We start from the raw sequence: 18,327 nt of genomic DNA, 5'->3' as shown, positions 1-18,327 counted from the left end.
ATTAGTGTATTATAACAGATGTAAATTGTCAACGGATGTTTTATAACAAAATTCAAAAAGATACAAAAATAGGCACAGTTATATATATTTAAGAGAGAAGTTTAATCGTAAGGAGGAAGGTCAATGAGATTAAAAATTGTAGGTTTTTGGGGAGGGTATCCGGCAAAAAATGCTGCAAGCTCAGGATATTTACTTGAACATGATGGATTCTATCTGCTAATCGATTGTGGTAGTGGTGTTCTAGCACAGCTGCAAAATTATATACATCCCACAGAGATTGATGCAGCTATCATCTCTCATTACCATCCCGACCATACTGCTGATATCGGTGTCTATCAACATGCTTTATTAATTCAAAAGTTTCTCGGTAAGGGAAGAGAAAATATCCCTATTTATGGTCATGCTGAGGATCAAGCCGAATTTGGAAAGCTAAGCTATAAGGATCTTACAAAAGGAGTGCAATACACCGACCAACAGACATTGACTATTGGACCATTTGAAGTTTCGTTACTTAGAACAAAGCACCCAGTTCCATGCTTTGCGATGAGAATCGAATGTGAAGGAAAAGTGCTCGTTTATACTGCCGATTCTTCCTATATTCCTGAGTTCACAGAGTTTGCAAAAAACGCTGATATTTTGTTATGTGAATGTAATTTTTATGCTGGAATGGATGGAAGTGGGGCTGGACATATGAATAGTACAGATGCGGGACAGCTGGCGAATGATGCAAATGTGAAAATGCTCATTCTGACACACTTACCTCACTTTGGAGAATTGAAGCAATTAGTCAAAGAAGCTTCACAAAGATTCTCAGGCACGGTCCGTCTTGCTGAAACAGGAATGGAGCTGGAGTTCCTACCTCATTAAAGGAATCTTAGGAGGAAATCATACATGTTGTTCATTGATAATAAAGGTATCACAGATCCACAAATTAACCTGGCGATTGAAGAGTATGCACTAAAAAATCTAGATATAGATGAAACTTATTTACTCTTCTACATAAATGAACCCTCAATCATTATCGGGAAAAACCAAAATACCATTGAAGAAATCAATACCGATTACGTCGAAGAAAATGGCATCAAAGTGGTCCGAAGATTATCAGGCGGAGGTGCTGTATACCATGATTTAGGCAATTTGAACTTTAGTTTTATTACAAAGGACGATGGAGAAAGTTTCCATAACTTTCGGAAATTCACCGAACCAGTTGTACAAGCCTTGGCTAAGCTTGGTGTATCAGCCGAATTAAGTGGTAGAAATGATATTTTGGCGGAAGGAAGAAAAATCTCAGGCAATGCACAGTTTTCCACTAAAGGGCGCATGTTTTCTCATGGTACACTCCTATTTGATTCTGAAATAGACGCTGTAGTATCCGCTCTGAAAGTGAAGAAAGATAAAATAGAATCTAAAGGTATTAAATCAATTCGAAGCCGAGTGGCCAATATTTCTGAATTTCTTAAAGAGCCTATCTCTATTGAGACATTCAGATCTTTACTGTTAGAATCCATTTTTGACGGAAAAGAAAATGTATCCCAATACGTTTTAAATGAGGAAGATTGGGAGAACATCCACCAACTATCTAAGGAAAGGTATCAAAATTGGGATTGGAATTATGGACAGTCTCCAAGATTTAATATCCAACAATCACATCGCTTCCCTGTTGGACAAATTGATATCCGATTGGATGTTAATAAAGGAATGATCGAAAACTGTAAGATTTTTGGTGATTTCTTTGGAGTCGGTGATGTTGCCGAAATAGAGGCTAGATTAGTGGGAAAAAGATACGACAAGTCTGCACTGAAAGATGCCTTGTGTGATCTTGATGTAAAACATTATTTTGGCAATATAACGAAAGAAGAATGGATGGATTTAATCTATTAGAGATTTTGAAAATAGAGGGCTGCCACTTGGCAGCCTCAGACTGTAGACAAACTCGAAGAATTTCGAGTTTGCCTACAGTCTTTTTTCTTTTACAATGAAAGAAGTTTAACTAAGAACTAGAGAAGTTGATTGCAGCGAAGGGCGAACGCTTTCCGCGGGCGTGGCTTGAGCCTCCTCCTTCGCTACGCTCGTGCGGGGTCTCAAGGCTCACGCTTTTCCCGCAGGAGTCGTCGCCCGCCGCTCCAATCAACGGTGTTTGTACATAATTTTAGGTGATAAGCGATGATGACGAAAAATCAAATCAATGAACGTGAACAATTAGAAATACTGGCTATTGAACAACTTGTTCCTCAAGACCACTTAGTCCGAAAACTCGATGCAGTGATTGATTTTACCTTCATCTATCCGTAGTCGAACACCTCTATTCTAATTTAGGACGTCCTAGTATTGATTCAGTTGGATTCTTTAAAATGACGTTTGTTCAATATGTGTTTGGCATTCGATCTATGCGTCAAACGATTAAAGAAATTGAAATGAAGTGTTAAAGTATACAACGACAACGAAGGAAGGGTACGTAGAAGAAGCAAACCATTTAAGACATTTTGATGAAATTAAACAAATATATGCAAAGCGTAAGGAAACGATTGAACGGGTCTTTGCGAATGCGAAGGAAAAGCATGGTATGCGTTGGACAACTCTAAGAGGATTAAAAAAACTGTCCATACAGGCGATGCATCCATGAATTTAAAGAAACTGGCAACTTGTACATGGAAAGTTGCTTAAGGGTGATTAATAAAGCTTAATGAACAGGTTTTTAAGTTGATTATTCAAGGACACTGGTTGATTGGAGCGGAAGGCGCTTGACTCCTGGGGGATTAGCGTTACAGGCGAGACCCCGCAGGAGCGGTAGCGACGAGGAGGCTCGGCGAACGCCCCCCGGAAAGCAAGCGGCTGGAGCGGAAATCAACCTTTTCGCCTACCATACATATCAAAAATGTCAAAAGGTATCGAGAGAGCGTACTCTCGATACCTTTTGTCGACAATCTGGGGCTGCCACTTGGCAGCCTTTTTTAGGTTCTTATTTGCAAAAGTTTTATATTTTAAGTCTTGAAGTCAAAGGAATTGCAAATAAGCCATAATGACTAAAGTGTAAACTAAACCTCCTAACCCAGTTTGGTGTTTGTAGTTGTTTTTGTATTAAGCCAAATTCTTAAACCCTGCATGCTTACAATTAAAATATTTAGTATTTTTTAATATTTTCAACTTTTCAATTCTTTTTGTTGAATGGTTGAATTTTATTACGCTATAATAATAAGTGGATAAAATGAGTGACCATTCATTCACTGTGCAAAAGGAGGGGAAAAATATGAATTTATCACTTCGCTTACAAGATACTGCCACCAAGAATCCTGATAAAATCGCTTACCATTTTCTAAATCAAAGTAATACATATGCAGAATTAAATGCTGCTGTTTCAAAGTTTGCAGATGGCCTTCAAAAACTAGGTGTTAAAAAGGGGGACCATGTTGCTCTAATTCTAGGAAACACTCCACATTTCATCATCGGAATGTATGGAGCATTACGCTTAGGAGCAACGGTAATTCCAGTCAATCCGATTTATACACCGGATGAAATCGCTTTTATTTTGAATAATGGGGATGTAAAAACGGTCATTACTTTGGATGTGTTAGTCCCATTAGCTGAAAAGATGAATCCAGTCCTACCAAAAGTTGAGCACTTCGTCATTTGTCCAACAGGTCAAGTAAATGGGGACATGGATCTCGAAGCTCTCACTATTTATCCAAAAATGAAATCGTTTTCAGACATTCTGAGCTGGGGAGATCTGTATTATCAAGGCCCTATTCTTGATGACGAAGATGTAGCAGTCATTCTGTATACCTCTGGCACTACTGGAAAGCCAAAAGGGGCTATGTTGACCCACAGGAATTTGTACAGTAATGCAAATGATGTAGCGGAATATTTAAAGATTAATAGTGATGATCGTGTCATTACTACCTTACCAATGTTCCATGTATTCTGTTTGACAGTCGTGCTGAATGCTCCACTTATGGCCGGAGGTACCCTTCTTATTGCACCGAAGTTTTCACCAAAGGACATTTTTGCGATTGCCAAAAATCATGAGGCGACAGTATTTGCTGGTGTACCGACGATGTATAACTTCTTATATCAATATGAAGAGAGCAATCCAGAAGATTTAAAGACTTTAAGACTTTGCATCTCAGGTGGTGCATCCATGCCAGTTGCATTATTAACGTCATTTGAACAAAAGTTTAATGTTCTAGTATCAGAAGGTTATGGATTATCAGAGGCTTCTCCTGTTACATGTTTCAACCCACTCGATCGTCCTCGCAAACCAGGTTCAATTGGGACAAACATCCTAAACGTTGAAAATAAAATTGTTAACGAATTGGGCGAAGAGGTTCCAGTTGGACAAGTAGGAGAACTGATTGTCAAAGGGCCAAATGTCATGAAAGGGTATTATAAATTACCTGAAGAAACTGCAGCTACGATTAAAGATGACTGGCTGTACACGGGTGATTTGGCACAAATGGATGAAGAAGGCTATTTCTATATTGTGGACCGTAAAAAGGACATGGTCATCGTTGGTGGTTACAACGTCTATCCACGAGAAGTAGAAGAAGTCTTGTATTCACACCCCGAAGTTGTCGAAGCAGCCGTTCTTGGCGTACCTGATCCAAACTTAGGTGAAGCTGTCCAAGCATTTGTAGTTAAAAAGAGTGCTAGTCTATCTGAGCAAGAACTACTGGCATATTGTTCTATGCATTTGGCAAAATATAAACTACCTACCGTCATTGAGTTTATTGATGAGTTGCCAAAGAATACAACTGGGAAAATTCTTCGTCGAGCGTTGAAGGATGCGGTATTGAATAAATAAAATAGGTTTAGAGAGTGCCTTGGAAAATCGTGCTTTGACGATTTCCAGGCACTCTTTTTATTTCTGACTATTAGGTATAAAAATGCAGGTTGGAAAAATTTCTTAAGATTAGATCATACTGGTTACAAATGGATAGATAAGGAAAAAATTTTTTTGACATTAATGCTTATAGATAAAAGGATATGGGAATAGACAATTAGAAACGCATATGCGAAATTGACATCGAAAGGAAGTGAGCTTACATGTCTTCAGTCTTATATGAAGTGAATTCATACATTGCCCATATAACGTTGAATCGTGAAAACACTTTGAATGCAATTGACCAATCCATGCTGCAAAGATTGCAAGAAGTCATCATAGATATTAGAAATAATAGTCAAGTACGAGTGGTTATCCTCTCTGGAAGTGGAGATAAAGCGTTTAGTGTAGGGTCGGACATAAAAGAAAGAAATGCTTTTTCGAATTCGGCCGCACTCGAACAGTCCACTCGTTTGAATGAATTCTTAAGGATGTTAGAGCAATTGCCACAGCCTACCATTGCAGCCATTAATGGTTATGCATTTGGTGCAGGACTTGAACTTGCACTTGCTTGCGACTTCAGGATTGCAGTTAATCACACTCTGATTGGATTTCCAGAAACGAGCTATGGGACCATACCAAGTGGAGGAGGAACACAACGTCTACCCCGACTCATTGGTGAGGCACGTGCCCTTGAAATGATACTGACAGGAAGGAGGATTTCAACAGTAGAGGCTTGCCAATTTGGTCTTATTCTTTATACTGTGCCAAAGACACAACTCGATGAAACTGCCATTGAATTAGCCAACAGAATTATATGTAATGCTCCACTTGCGGTCCAGAAAGCTAAGCTTGCCATTAAATCCGGACTTCAGTCAGACTTTTATTCAGGTTTGAGCCTCGAACATAAATGCTACGAAATGATTTTACCTACAAGAGATCGGAAAGAGGCACTCTCGGCTTTCATGCATAAAAGAAAACCTGTTTATTATGGATATTAATTTAAATAGTCCTAGTAATGATTAAATTTTTAAGTTTTCCTCCATATTTCCATTATTCTAATTGCAATTTATTTAATATTCTAAGAAAATAATAGAAAATTAGTTTAGTTGGAGGGATGGTCGTGGCTGTTCGTGCTGTAGATTCACCAGTTTCACATTTCAGACAAGGAACACAGGCAGGATTGAGCATTGCCATCGGTTATTTTCCGATTGCTCTGACATTCGGATTATTGGCAAAATCCACTGGTTTGTCCATGATGGAGACCGTGTTGATGAGTCTTATTGTGTTCGCGGGTGCTTCACAATATATTGCGTTGAACTTGATTTCACTTGGGACAGGTGTATTTGAGATTGTGTTGACGACATTCATTGTGAATATCCGCCATTTCCTTATGAGTACGACCTTAACGGAAAAAGTGGAAGAGGATACCTTGTGGGCAAAAATCACATATGCTTTTGGTTTGACAGACGAAACCTTCTCGGTGATTGCTACTAGAGAGGGGAAGGCAGCTACTGGTTTTGTCTTCGGTGTTATTGTTATGGCATATGGGAGTTGGGTCATTTTCTCGGGGATAGGCCATGTGTTTGGAGCGGGATTGCCACAAACACTCCAGGAAAGTATGGGAGTAGCTTTGTATGCGATGTTTGTCGGTCTGCTTGTACCTTCGCTAAAAGGGAATCGTAAGTATGCTTTCCTTGCATTGGTAGCAGCTGTTTTTAATACCATCTTTACTTTAGGAGAGTTATTTTCCACAGGGTGGTCGATCGTGTTGGCGACCTTATTATCTGCCATTCTGGTTGAATGGGTCGTATACATAAAGCAGAAGGGGGGAGTGGCACATGGACAGTAAAATGATTCTGTTGCTTATCATCCTCATGGGTTTTGTCACATATATACCAAGGATGCTACCTTTCGTTTTATTTAAAGGTAAGGAACTTCCACCTTTTATACAAGGAGTTCTTAAAAACATTCCTTACGCAACATTAGGGGCACTTATATTCCCAGGGATTCTGCTGTTTAGTGATGATTTAGTTTTCGGAATGATAGGTGCACTCGCAGCCTTTGCCTTTGCTTTTCTTGGAATGAATGTGATCGTCGTTGTCCTTGGATCCATTGCAGTCCTTAGTGCTTACACTTATTTGATTGGTTAGTAGTATAGGAACAGATCAAGTGGGAACCTTACATATTTTCTAGGTAATGTTCGTTACTCATTGAAACATAATAAGCTCCGCTTCCTGACTGAACAGGGCGGAGCTTTATTTAATCTATTTCTTTTATGATGGCATTGAAAACTTTCTCTTTATTAAAGCTTTTTTCACCCATGCCAAATACTTCAATGACGTGGTTGTCTTTATTTAACAGGTAAGTCGCGCTCGTATGGACAAATTGTCCTGTACCAGGATCACGGTATTGGAAGTTAAAGTTATCTGCAAGTTTTTTAACATCCTCATCATTTCCCCGTAATAAGTACCACCCAGGAAGTTTATCCATTTCAAACGTATTTGCGTATTCATGTAAAACTTCTTCCGTATCACGTTCCGGGTCAAAGGTAATCGTTAGGAACTCGACATCATTCCCGAAAACACCTTCATTCTCCAATTCATTTCGTAAGTGTTTCATTTGGAAAGTCGTATTAGGACATACATCAGGGCATTGGGTATACATAAATTCCACAAGTCTTACCTTAGGTTCCATATTTTTAAAACTGTATGCTCCACCTAGATGACTCTCTAAAGTCACTTCATCTGGGAAGTTCATTTTGGATTGTCGGTATTCTGTGAAATAATAAATGCCAGAACCTATTCCAATGACTAAAAGTAGAATAAACACTACATAATATTTTTTCATCTTTCCACCTCTATTAAGAAAAGATAAGTATTAGTGCTGTATGAATGTTGTTTATATATTAATCATACATGAGCGATCTAGATTTAGTTATGTCATTTATTGAAGATTGTTTGAACGTTTCGTGTTTGTCCCAAGATATTGTTCTAAGTTGGACAAAGTTATCTAAACTAATAGAAGAGGACAAAATATTAAAGGGGGGAGAACTATGGTAAGAAAGTCTGTTTCCTATGCTTTTTTTCTTTATTTATTATTGTCGGTACTAGTGTTCTTATATATTTTCAAATGGTCCGATACGAGCATACCTGCAGCATTTAAAGGAACTGCAGCAGATCCGGAAACGTTCATGAATGCAAGGGAATTATTATTAAGCGAGGAATATTCGGAAATACGAAATTATTTGTTTTTCCTGTCAACACCTTATGAATGGCTTTTTTATTTCGTCATTTTAGCGATTGGATTATCTAGAAAATTTGAGTCATCCGCGTTGCAGTTCAAATCTCGGATCCTACAAAATGGTGTTTATTTATTCTGGTTGTCCATTGTTTCCTATATTGTCGTATTTCCTTTTAACTACATTGGATATCAACTGTCTCGCAAATATAATATTTCTACACAAACCTTTTCCTCTTGGATGAAAGATGAGGTTATTGATTTTTGGGTGAATTTTGGATTAATGCTGATAATCATTTCGGTATTATTTTGGTTGATTCGTAAGAGTGCTAAGAAATGGTGGTTTTATGCTTGGTTATTGTCTATACCATTTACCTTATTTCTTATGTTTGTACAGCCTGTCCTGATTGATCCATTGTACAATGATTTTTATCCTTTAAAGAACAAGGAGTTGGAAGCAAAAATTCTAACAATGGCGGATAAGGCTGGAATTCCTGCAGAGCATGTCTATGAAGTGAATATGGCTGCAAAAACAAACAGCATGAATGCCTATGTCACAGGAATCGGCTCTAATTCTCGAATTGTCCTCTGGGATACAACATTGAACAAATTAAGTGAAAATGAAATACTTTTTATCATGGCACATGAAATGGCGCACTATGTTGAGAAACACATTTATTTCGGCATTGCAGGGTATTTACTACTTTCACTTGTAGGATTATGGCTCATATCCAAGTTAATGAACACGATTATTGCAAGATGGGGTCCTTTATTGAAAATCCCAAGTATCCAAAGCTTAGCTTCATTGCCACTGTTTTTCTTGTTATTGTCCGTTTTATCCTTCGCATCGAGTCCAGTCTCGAATGTGGTTTCAAGGTACCAAGAAACACGGGCGGATAATTACGCATATGAAATGACACAGGATGGGGAATCGGCAGTTAAGACATTCCAAGAACTTTCGAAAGCAGGTCTTAGTCAAGTCAAGCCTCCGTTATTGGTGAAAATTTTCCGCTATAGTCACCCTACGATGCTTGAGCGAATTTCGACGCTTGAAAAGAAAGGCCAAGATGTGGAATAGGTAATATAAGAAAATCCCGCCATGCTAATGGTGGGATTTTTGATTTGCTTTATTCTTTTTGACTTTACGATGTAAAGTAGCTGGAAATCAATTCTTCGAGCTTTTGAATTTCATTTTTATCAAAAAATTCTTCGTTTGATTTCAATGTTGAAATGGTGCTTTCAACGAGAAACAATCTTGGAGTTTTCGACTCCATTATCTCTGAATCAATGAAATCCAATAATTCGTTATATTTTTCCATTTCAGGTTTGTTCACTAAGTTATTTTTCAATGATTTTAAAGTGTGGTGCAGCTGCTTTTGCAATGATGAATGATTACAGTTCTTATTGTCTGGCAGCCATGAATCTAAAAGCTCTGGTGGGAATAGATGCTCCCCAGTTTCAGACACTTCGTGAACGATTTTTTCAATACGAGATACACTATATCGAATTACATTGTAAGAGTTAGTATTTGGTCCGTATGCTTTCAAATAATATTTAAAGTTATAGTTTAAGATTCCAATAAACATGATTGCACAATCCAATAAATACTGCTTCTTACTTTCCCCAAAAATATCTATGAAGCGTTTATAAATCCATCGTAGCAATCTCAAGTGCAGGTTTTTTATAAACGTTTTAAGATCCTCATCCTTCGAAAAGAACACCTCTTCAAAAAGTGATATTAATTTATTCTTTCGATTCGTCATCATTTGTAACTCGATTTGCTTAATGAAGATATCGATACTAGAAGGATCCTGCCCAATAAGCAACTCGTTTCTTTCTTGATCCAATTTCTTATATATCATTGTAAAAAGTGCGATTATTAACTCATTTTTAGATGAAAAATAATTATAAAAGGTTCCCTTCGATATGCCGCTATAATCCAATATATCTTGGATAGAGGTCGCTTGGAATCCTTTTTCAATGAATAATTGGTGTGCCATTTGGATGACATGTTGCTTTCGATCGTTCAAATAATCACCTTTTTCAATTAGACTCACGGTATAAAAAATATTATACATTAATTTTTTTATCCAGACAAAGTCGTTTAAATCAATATTTTTTGGGATTGATTTATTTGAACTGGTGGTATATGATGTTATTCTATAGAACGAAGGTATAATAAATTGAACTGTATGTATAAAAGGGGAGGACAAAATGGAACAAACAATAAAGAAAACCAATCGTCCGCCGTATGGTCTTCTAGCTGTACTGATGGTTGGAGCTTTTATAGCATTTTTAAATAATACGTTACTAAATATTGCCTTGCCTTCAATTATGAAGGATCTAAAAGTAGAAACGGCAACAGTTCAGTGGCTTTCAACTGGGTTTATGTTAGTGAATGGGATATTAATTCCAACCACTGCATTCTTAATCCAAAAATATTCTGTTCGACACCTATTCTTGGTTGCCATGGGATTATTTACGCTTGGGACCATCCTTGCAGGCTTTGCACACGCTTTTCCATTACTCTTATCAGGTCGTATGGTTCAAGCATCTGGTTCCGCAATTTTAATGCCATTGTTAATGAATGTGATGTTAACAAGCTTTCCTGTAGAAAAAAGGGGAGCGGCAATGGGGATCTTCGGTTTGGTCCTAATGGGGGCACCGGCCATTGGTCCAACGTTATCGGGCTGGATTGTGGAACACTATGACTGGAGAATGCTTTTCCATGTAGTGACACCAATTGCTGCAGCTATTCTGTTAATTGGCTTTTTCTTACTTAAAGATAAAAAAGATAAAGTAGATATACGCCTCGATATTTTTTCAGTGCTTTTATCAAGCATAGGTTTTGGCGGATTGCTCTACGGTTTTAGTTCCGCCGGTAGCAAAGGTTGGGATAGCCCACATGTGTATGGCACACTAATCGCAGGATTTATTGGGTTGGTTTGGTTTATTTATCGTCAATTAAATATGGATAAACCGATGCTTAACTTTACGATTTTTAAATATCCAATGTATGCATTATCAGCATCGATTTCTATGGTCATTACAATGGCCATGTTTTCTGGAATGATACTTTTGCCTATTTATGTTCAAACGATTCGTGGCATTTCGCCACTGGATGCGGGATTAATGCTGTTGCCAGGGGCCATATTGATGGCAATTATGTCGCCTATCACAGGTAGGCTATTTGACAAAATTGGTGGACGAATACTAGCAATCATTGGATTAATCATTACTGTTGTAACGAGTTATTATTTCAGCAAATTAACTCTTGATACAACCTATACTGAATTAATTATTTTATACTCTGTACGGATGTTCGGGATGTCCTTGGTGATGATGCCAGTTTCGACAAATGGATTGAATCAATTACCACCACGCTTCTATCCACATGGAACGGCAATGAATAATACCTTACAACAGGTATCTGGTGCCATTGGTACAGCATTGTTAGTCACACTCATGTCCAACCGTACTGAATCCGTTGCAAAAGATATGGCAGCAGATGCTATGAAACATGCAACAGGGCAACCTACTGCAGCTGCAATGGCTGAAATGAAACAACAAATTCTCATGAAATCCATGCTAGAAGGAATAAATTTCGCATTCTTTGTGTCTATCTTTATTGCCGCTTTTGCACTAGTTCTTGCCTTCTTTATCAAACGTGCAAAACCAGTGGAAGAGACAATAGAAGAGCAATCGACTGTTGGAAAAGTCAAAGGGAAATTGGCGAAGGTTTAGCATTTTATGTAATAAGAGAGGAGAAATCGTCCATGGATGATTTCTCCTCTTTTTATTTGCTTTATTAAGTTAATTACCGAATTGTTTAAGGACTTGGTTCAGTTCCGAACTAAATTTTAAGAACCTGTCTTGGTTTTTCTGGTCTAAAGCCTCGTCTATTTCTTTCAATAACATCTCTTTTTTGTATTTTAATATCGATTCATGAATTACCATTTCGATCAATAAGTTCTGGATGTAGGCTTCCTTTTGTTGTTTTTTATTCATGACAGCAGACTTCATTTGCTCCGAGTAGGATTTGTCGTTGTTCATGAAAACCACCCCTGACCTTTTTAATAGTATATGGAAAGAGGTTGAATTAATCAACGCAATATTTTAAATTTTACAACTATTATTTTTGAGTAAAAAAGGAATATTTTAATTTATTGAAAATTTTGTGAATTGAATTTATTGATGAAAATACTATGGTATAATCTGGATAAAAATGATTGGGAGAGATTTCTTTGAAAAAGGATTCATTTATTGAAGAATATGAAGTGACACCATATACACTTCTCATTAAACCTGTTCAATATGGACGAAAAACGTATTCACAAATCTTTGAATGGGAGCAAGAGTATATTTGTCCATATAAACCAATTGATATCATTAAGCGTAGCTGTGAGTATTATGGTTCTAGCTTCGAAGGGAGAAAAGAGGGAACCAGACATTTGACTGGTGTCACCCATAAATCACCAATTGCAGTCGATCCTGTCTGCTCAATCCTATTTTTCCCTACGACTTCGCCGGTCCGTTCCGAATGTATGTGGGTTTCATATGACCACATCATTTCGAGAGCGAAAACCAATAATGGTGAAACGGATATTGTTTTCAGAAATGGATGGAAGACCTCTTTGCCTATGTCCCCAAGCTCACTGGATAATCAGTTATATCGAACTGCATTACTGAAAAACCGCTATGTCCAGCGCATTGCTGAAACGGAAAGGAAATTTCTGTATGTCAACCGCAGTATACCTAAGACGAAGGAACACGAACAACCCTTTGCCTGACATGGGCTAATTTTCGAGTCTTTTATATAAATAAAAAATCATTAACTCCTCGACTTTATTTCGGATTCGAGGATTAAAGTAATTATGGTATTCTTCATAGCCTTTATAAAGGAAAAGGAACATAGTGAATGTATCATCCCTTTTGGTTTCCTCCACCTTTATATTTTCCTTCCGTAAATATTTTTTCACCTCGGATAACTCCGTTTGCACTACCCTCATTGCTGCTTCGATCAATTCCTTATAAGGTTTTTTTAACTTGAAAGGATTCTGGTTAATCAAAAACAAATCTTTATTCAATACCGTCAAAACCATAGGTAAGTAGATGGCTTGTTCAATCATGTCGCGGTCTCCGTCAGGTATTCTCGTCATACCGCTATCCTCCTTTTTTACTTGTTTGTCATTAGTATATCCTAAAATACATAAGATTAGAACATTTGTTCTTATTTTTAAGGGAGTAAAATATTGACACATTGGATTGTATGCAGGAAATAGGGGAATAGATGTATATTGCATAGTATGTTAATTTGGGTTATGAATGATATATGCAAATACAATAAATCAATTTATCTGAGGAGTCTGACTTGTGATTGAATGGTTTCAAGAATATTTCACATTAGAACATATAATGGAATTACTAAAAGAGTATCGTTCATTCGGTCCAATACCTGCCATTTTACTGCCCTTTTTTGAGGCGTTTTTACCCTTTTTACCTTTATTTGTATTCGTTATGGCAAACACGAACGCTTTTGGCTTATGGCTTGGATTCATCCTTTCCTGGATTGGGTCATGTGGAGGGGCAATCGTCGTATTCTTGATTGTCCGTAAATATGGTCATACTAGGGTTCTAACGATCATACGTAAAAATAAACAAGTGGAAAGATTGACTCATTGGTTGGACAGGCACGGTTTTGGCCCAATTTTCCTTCTTCTCTGCTTCCCGTTCACTCCTTCAGCGGTCGTGAATATAGTGGCAGGCCTTTCGCATATTAGTGTTCTGCAATATTCTCTCGCTGTACTAATTGGTAAATTGGTGATGATTTTCACAATAAGCTTTGTTGGATATGACATTCCTTCATTAATCAACCAACCGATTCGGACAGGCGTTGTATTAGTTATTATTTTTATTCTTTGGTATGTAGGTAAAAGAATAGAAGTAAGATTAAATAAAAGCGTAGAGAGGGATAATGGATAAAAAGGGATCATGTGTATCGTGGAGGGATGCTGATGACTGAAGAACGACCGAGTCTTTTTATAGAATGGCTAAAAGCGGCTGTATTGGGAGTCATCCTATTCTTAATTATGAATACATTCCTCTTTTCCAGTTATGTAGTGGAGGGCCAGTCGATGGAGCCCACGTTGGAGGAAGGAAATCGGCTCGTAGTCAATAAAATCGGATATCAGATAAGTGACATTGAAAGATTCGATGTCATTGTTTTCCACAGTGAAGAAGAGGAGGACTATGTAAAGCGGGTCATAGGATTGCCAGGTGATACTATTACATATGAAAATGATCAGCTCTACATTAATGGGGCAAAAGTGGATGAGCCCTTTTTGAAACCTTTTAAGGAACCACTTCTTGGACAAAAATTAACTGGGAATTTCACTTTAAAAGAATTAACCGGAAAAAAACGTGTGCCAGAAAACGCTTTGTTTGTCATGGGGGATAATCGTCTAGGCAGCAAAGATAGCCGTCACTTTGGCTTCGTACCCATTGAAGATGTCGTAGGAAAAGTGAACGTCAGGTACTGGCCGTTCAAACAATTTAATATGGAGTTTTAATGAAGAAACCAGTATCCTGTTTTGAAGTGGGTACTGGTTTTTGTTTGTGCTTGTATGAAATAAGTAACTTACATAAATTAACAAATCGGAAGCGTTGCTATCACAGAAATTTACAAGGGATTTTGATATACTGTAAGAGTACAAATTTGATAAATAATCGTAAACATATAGATAATTCAATGCAAAGCAAAGGGGATGCTCATGGGACTTCGATTTATTTTGGGCCGTTCAGGTTCAGGGAAGACGACAATGATGCTTAATGAAATCCGAGCGAGTTTGAGGGAGCATCCGGAAGGGACTCCAATTATTTATTTGGTCCCCGATCAAATGACGTTTTCTTCCGAGTATAAGCTTGTGACCACACCGGATTTATCCGGGATGATTAGGGCCCAAGTGTTTAGTTTTAGCCGATTGGCATGGCGTATTCTCCAAGAGACAGGTGGCATGACTCGCATCCATTTGGACAGTGTGGGAATCAATATGCTCATCCGAAAAATCATGGAGGAAAAGAAAGCTGAATTGAAGCTCTTTCAGCGTTCTGCCGAGAAATTCGGATTTATTACACAGATGGAGGAAATGCTGACAGAGTTCAAGCGATATTGCATTGAGCCTGAAACCATCAAAAGCTATTTAGAGCATTCATCTGCTAAGTCGGACGCAAAGAGTCTACATGACAAATTACATGACTTAGAATTGATCTATCAATCCTTTGAATCGGAATTATTCGGAAAGTATATCGATTCTGAGGATTACCTTCGACTTTTGGCTGAAAAAATTAGCGGTGCTCCTTCTCTACATGGAGCAGACATTTATGTGGATGGCTTCTTTAGTTTAACTCCACAGGAGCTGATGGTCCTTGAGCAGCTCATGAAAGTGGCGAAATCCGTGACAATTGGGTTGACGCTCGATCGCCCATTCCGTCAAGAACCACCTGAAGACCTCTATTTATTTAGAATGTCAGGGAATTTGTACAACCAACTCTACACGTCGGCTTTGGCAAATGATGTTCCTGTCGACCGAGACGTGATTTTACATGAAAATATGCGTCAAATGGAAAACGAAAGTCTTCGTCAACTTGAAGAGAATTTCAATATTCGGCCAGCCATTCCATTCAAAGGGGATACAGCAACGACAATTGTGCAAGCTGTGAACAGGCGTACGGAAGTAGAAGAAATTGCGCGGACCATTAACAAGCATGTGAGGCAGGATGGATATCGTTGGAAGGATATTGGAATCTTGCTACGAAATGGTTCGGCATATCATGATTTGATTACGACGATTTTTCATGATTACAAGATTCCCATGTTCATAGATGCAAAAAATGCGATGCTACATCATCCATTGCTTGAATTACTACGTTCAGCCTTAGAGACGTTGCAGACAAATTGGCGATACGAACCAGTTTTCCGTGCCATAAAGACGGAACTGCTTTTTCCTGTCGATGTCCGTAAAACCGTTATGAGGTCAAAAGTGGACAAACTAGAGAACTATGTATTATCCAGGGGTATTAAGGGGAATAGATGGACCTCAGATGAACCATGGGGATATCGTAGAATTCGAGGTTTGGAACTCGAAGAACGCGGTCAAACGACTCAAGAAAAAGAATTGGAACAAGAGTTGAATGATTTGCGCACCCTCTTTGCGGAACATATTATCAGACTTGGCAAGCGCCTTAAAAAGGCCCCAGATGGCCGGACGATGGCTGAGGCTTTGTTTCTCTTTATGGAAGAAGCAAAGGTTCCTGAAAAACTAGAGTTAATGCGCATGGAAGCGGAAGAGTCTGGGAAACTTGTGGTCGCAAGAGAGCATGAGCAAGCATGGAAGGGTATCATGGACCTTTTAGATCAATTTGTTGAGCTAATGGGTGACGAAAGCCTTCCTATGAAGCAGTTTGTTAATATTCTGGAATCTGGGATGGAGTCATTGAAGTTCTCCCTTGTTCCACCGGCAATTGATCAAGTTTTGGTTGCTAATTTAGATACATCCCGACTTAACGATGTAAAAATTGCTTTTGTGATGGGTCTCAATGATGGGGTCCTACCATCAAAAATCAACGAGGAAGGAATCTTCAATGATCGAGATCGAGATACTTTGCTAGCAAGCGGTCTTACCGTTGCACCAAGTTCGAAGATTCGTTTGCTCGATGAAGAATTTGCGGCATATCGAGCGTTCACGACTGGTTCAGACCGGCTGTATTTAACGTATCCACTTGCTGATGAGGAAGGAAAGTCAATCCTTGCTTCATCCTATATTAAACGAGTTAAAGAAGTCCTTCCTGAGGCACCGACTGTTTTTGTACAAAATGAATTGAATGACTTAAGGGAGAAGGATCAACTTTCCTATATGGTCAACGAGGAAGTGGCGATTTCATATTTGACTGCCCAGCTCGGGCAGAAGAAAAAAGGATATCCAGTTGATGCGATATGGTGGGATTTATACAATTATTATATGGAAAGCAATGAGCACCGCAACATGGCTCAAAAAGTGCTATCCAGCTTATTCTATGAAAATTGTACAAAACGACTGAAACCAGATACAACGAAAAAATTATATGGAGAAGATATATTCGCCTCCGTATCTAGGATGGAGAAGTTCAATAGTTGTGCGTTTTCTCATTTTGCCTCCCATGGCTTAAAGCTACAGGAGCGAAAAATATATCGCCTGGATGCGCCTGATATCGGTGATATGTTCCATGGCGCATTAAAAATCATTGCGGATTCCTTATTGGACCGAAATGTATCATGGGCCTCATTGAATCGTGAGCAATGTGCCGATTTGGCGAAAATGGCGATAGAGAGGTTGGCACCAAAACTTCAAAATCAGATATTACTAAGCTCGAATCGACATCATTATGTAAAGAGAAAACTAGAAAATGTCATTGGACGAGCTTCTTATGCTTTGAGTGAACATGCCAGAAAAAGTGGGTTTTCTCCTGTTGGATTGGAATTAGGGTTTGGAAGAAACGAGAAGCTGCCACCGTTAACATTCCAATTGGCGAATGGGACAAAGATGGAATTGATGGGCCGCATTGACCGAGTAGATAAAGCGGAAAGCTCAAATGGAACTTATTTGAGGGTTTTAGATTATAAATCGAGCCAAAAAGCTTTGAATTTGAATGAAGTGTATTACGGCCTAGCGCTGCAAATGTTGACTTACCTAGATATCATCGTATCGCATGCACCTGCATTAATCGGAAAGAAAGCCGATCCGGCAGGAGTTCTCTATTTCCATGTCCATAATCCGATGGTAAAAGGGAGCAAAATGCTATCCTTGGATGAAATAGAAGTAGAGTTAATGAAGAGCTATAAAATGAAAGGCTTGCTTCTAGAAGACCAAGAAGTATTACAAATGATGGATGATTCTCTTGAAGTAGGCACTTCAAGCAAATCATCGATCGTTCCAGCGGCCTTCACAAAAAACGGAGGCATTGCGAAAACTTCTAATGTGGCAAGTTTAGATGATTTCAATGCATTGAAACAGCATGTCCGAGGGATTTACCAACAGGCAGGAACTGAAATCGTGAACGGAAAAATCGATATAGATCCTTATAAATTAAAAGATCGTACGCCATGTACATTCTGTTCGTTTAAAAGCGTTTGCCAGTTCGACCCGACACTTGATGAAAATGACTATAGAAACTTAAAGACGAAAAAAGATGATGAATTACTAGAGGCATTAAGAAAGGAGGGAGTGATACTTTGA

The 18,327-nt window shown here is 38.4% G+C and carries 16 protein-coding genes and 2 pseudogenes; 14 read left to right on the top strand and 4 right to left on the bottom strand.

Going from position 1 to position 18,327, the window contains the following annotated elements; translation table 11 throughout:
• The first annotated feature begins 123 nt into the window (after positions 1–123).
• The 8 genes and pseudogenes from G3O09_RS11735 to G3O09_RS11705 all read left to right on the top strand — a co-directional run bounded on the left by G3O09_RS11735 (position 124) and on the right by G3O09_RS11705 (position 6,969).
• Positions 124–867, top strand: coding sequence for an MBL fold metallo-hydrolase (locus G3O09_RS11735; protein ID WP_163101676.1), 744 nt, complete (start codon positions 124–126; stop codon positions 865–867).
• A gap of 24 nt (positions 868–891) precedes the next feature.
• Complete coding sequence (locus G3O09_RS11730) at positions 892–1,881, top strand: lipoate--protein ligase (RefSeq protein WP_163101675.1); 990 nt, start codon at positions 892–894, stop codon at positions 1,879–1,881.
• 282 nt (positions 1,882–2,163) lie between these two features.
• Positions 2,164–2,414: pseudogene (locus G3O09_RS23005) on the top strand (transposase); the annotation flags it as partial.
• Positions 2,415–2,446: 32 nt separating this feature from the next.
• Positions 2,447–2,664, top strand: a pseudogene (locus G3O09_RS23000) (transposase); the annotation flags it as partial.
• A gap of 583 nt (positions 2,665–3,247) precedes the next feature.
• Positions 3,248–4,798 (top strand): fatty acid--CoA ligase family protein, encoded by a 1,551-nt coding sequence (locus G3O09_RS11720; protein ID WP_163101674.1) that lies wholly within the window; start codon positions 3,248–3,250, stop codon positions 4,796–4,798.
• Between the two features lie 242 nt (positions 4,799–5,040).
• Positions 5,041–5,817 (top strand): enoyl-CoA hydratase-related protein, encoded by a 777-nt coding sequence (locus tag G3O09_RS11715; RefSeq protein ID WP_163101673.1) that lies wholly within the window; start codon positions 5,041–5,043, stop codon positions 5,815–5,817.
• Positions 5,818–5,939: 122 nt separating this feature from the next.
• Positions 5,940–6,668, top strand: coding sequence for an AzlC family ABC transporter permease (locus G3O09_RS11710; protein ID WP_240338417.1), 729 nt, complete (start codon positions 5,940–5,942; stop codon positions 6,666–6,668).
• Entirely contained in the window at positions 6,658–6,969 is a 312-nt protein-coding gene (locus G3O09_RS11705) for an AzlD domain-containing protein (RefSeq protein WP_163101671.1), read from the top strand. The genes G3O09_RS11710 and G3O09_RS11705 overlap by 11 nt, the downstream gene beginning before the upstream one ends.
• A 109-nt stretch (positions 6,970–7,078) precedes the next feature.
• Here the strand turns inward: G3O09_RS11705 and G3O09_RS11700 are convergent, their stop codons facing one another.
• Positions 7,079–7,666, bottom strand: coding sequence for an SCO family protein (locus G3O09_RS11700; protein ID WP_163101670.1), 588 nt, complete (start codon positions 7,664–7,666; stop codon positions 7,079–7,081).
• A gap of 205 nt (positions 7,667–7,871) precedes the next feature.
• Here G3O09_RS11700 and G3O09_RS11695 point away from each other — a divergent pair, with 205 nt between their 5' ends.
• Positions 7,872–9,134 carry a M48 family metallopeptidase gene (locus G3O09_RS11695; RefSeq protein WP_163101669.1) on the top strand — a complete coding sequence of 421 codons (1,263 nt, stop codon included), beginning with the start codon at positions 7,872–7,874 and terminating at the stop codon, positions 9,132–9,134.
• Between the two features lie 64 nt (positions 9,135–9,198).
• Here the strand turns inward: G3O09_RS11695 and G3O09_RS11690 are convergent, their stop codons facing one another.
• A complete protein-coding gene (locus tag G3O09_RS11690) occupies positions 9,199–10,134 on the bottom strand; it encodes a TetR/AcrR family transcriptional regulator (protein ID WP_240338416.1) in 936 nt (311 codons plus the stop codon).
• A 136-nt stretch (positions 10,135–10,270) separates the two neighbouring features.
• On the opposite strand from G3O09_RS11690, the gene G3O09_RS11685 reads away from it, so the two are divergent.
• A complete protein-coding gene (locus tag G3O09_RS11685) occupies positions 10,271–11,800 on the top strand; it encodes a DHA2 family efflux MFS transporter permease subunit (protein ID WP_163101667.1) in 1,530 nt (509 codons plus the stop codon).
• A 69-nt stretch (positions 11,801–11,869) separates the two neighbouring features.
• Here the strand turns inward: G3O09_RS11685 and G3O09_RS11680 are convergent, their stop codons facing one another.
• A complete protein-coding gene (locus G3O09_RS11680; RefSeq protein ID WP_163101666.1) occupies positions 11,870–12,109 on the bottom strand; it encodes an IDEAL domain-containing protein in 240 nt (79 codons plus the stop codon).
• Between the two features lie 191 nt (positions 12,110–12,300).
• Here G3O09_RS11680 and G3O09_RS11675 point away from each other — a divergent pair, with 191 nt between their 5' ends.
• On the top strand, positions 12,301–12,846 hold the full coding sequence (locus G3O09_RS11675; RefSeq protein ID WP_163101665.1) for a competence protein ComK: 546 nt from the start codon (positions 12,301–12,303) through the stop codon (positions 12,844–12,846).
• 6 nt (positions 12,847–12,852) lie between these two features.
• Here G3O09_RS11675 and G3O09_RS11670 read toward each other — a convergent pair whose 3' ends face one another.
• Positions 12,853–13,215 carry a YhjD family protein gene (locus G3O09_RS11670; protein ID WP_163101664.1) on the bottom strand — a complete coding sequence of 121 codons (363 nt, stop codon included), beginning with the start codon at positions 13,213–13,215 and terminating at the stop codon, positions 12,853–12,855.
• A 256-nt stretch (positions 13,216–13,471) separates the two neighbouring features.
• Here G3O09_RS11670 and G3O09_RS11665 point away from each other — a divergent pair, with 256 nt between their 5' ends.
• From G3O09_RS11665 to addB, 3 genes are all read left to right on the top strand, one after another.
• Positions 13,472–14,038 (top strand): TVP38/TMEM64 family protein, encoded by a 567-nt coding sequence (locus G3O09_RS11665; RefSeq protein WP_163101753.1) that lies wholly within the window; start codon positions 13,472–13,474, stop codon positions 14,036–14,038.
• A 32-nt stretch (positions 14,039–14,070) separates the two neighbouring features.
• Positions 14,071–14,625 (top strand): signal peptidase I, encoded by a 555-nt coding sequence (lepB, locus tag G3O09_RS11660; protein ID WP_163101663.1) that lies wholly within the window; start codon positions 14,071–14,073, stop codon positions 14,623–14,625.
• Between the two features lie 201 nt (positions 14,626–14,826).
• A complete protein-coding gene (gene addB, locus G3O09_RS11655) occupies positions 14,827–18,327 on the top strand; it encodes a helicase-exonuclease AddAB subunit AddB (RefSeq protein WP_163101662.1) in 3,501 nt (1,166 codons plus the stop codon).

Origin of the sequence: Peribacillus alkalitolerans, assembly GCF_010882125.1 — a bacterium.
GTDB classification, from domain to species: domain Bacteria; phylum Bacillota; class Bacilli; order Bacillales; family DSM-1321; genus Bacillus_BN; species Bacillus_BN alkalitolerans.
Note: the sequence above shows the minus strand (reverse complement) of the source record. Positions and strands in the feature narration are given on the sequence as shown.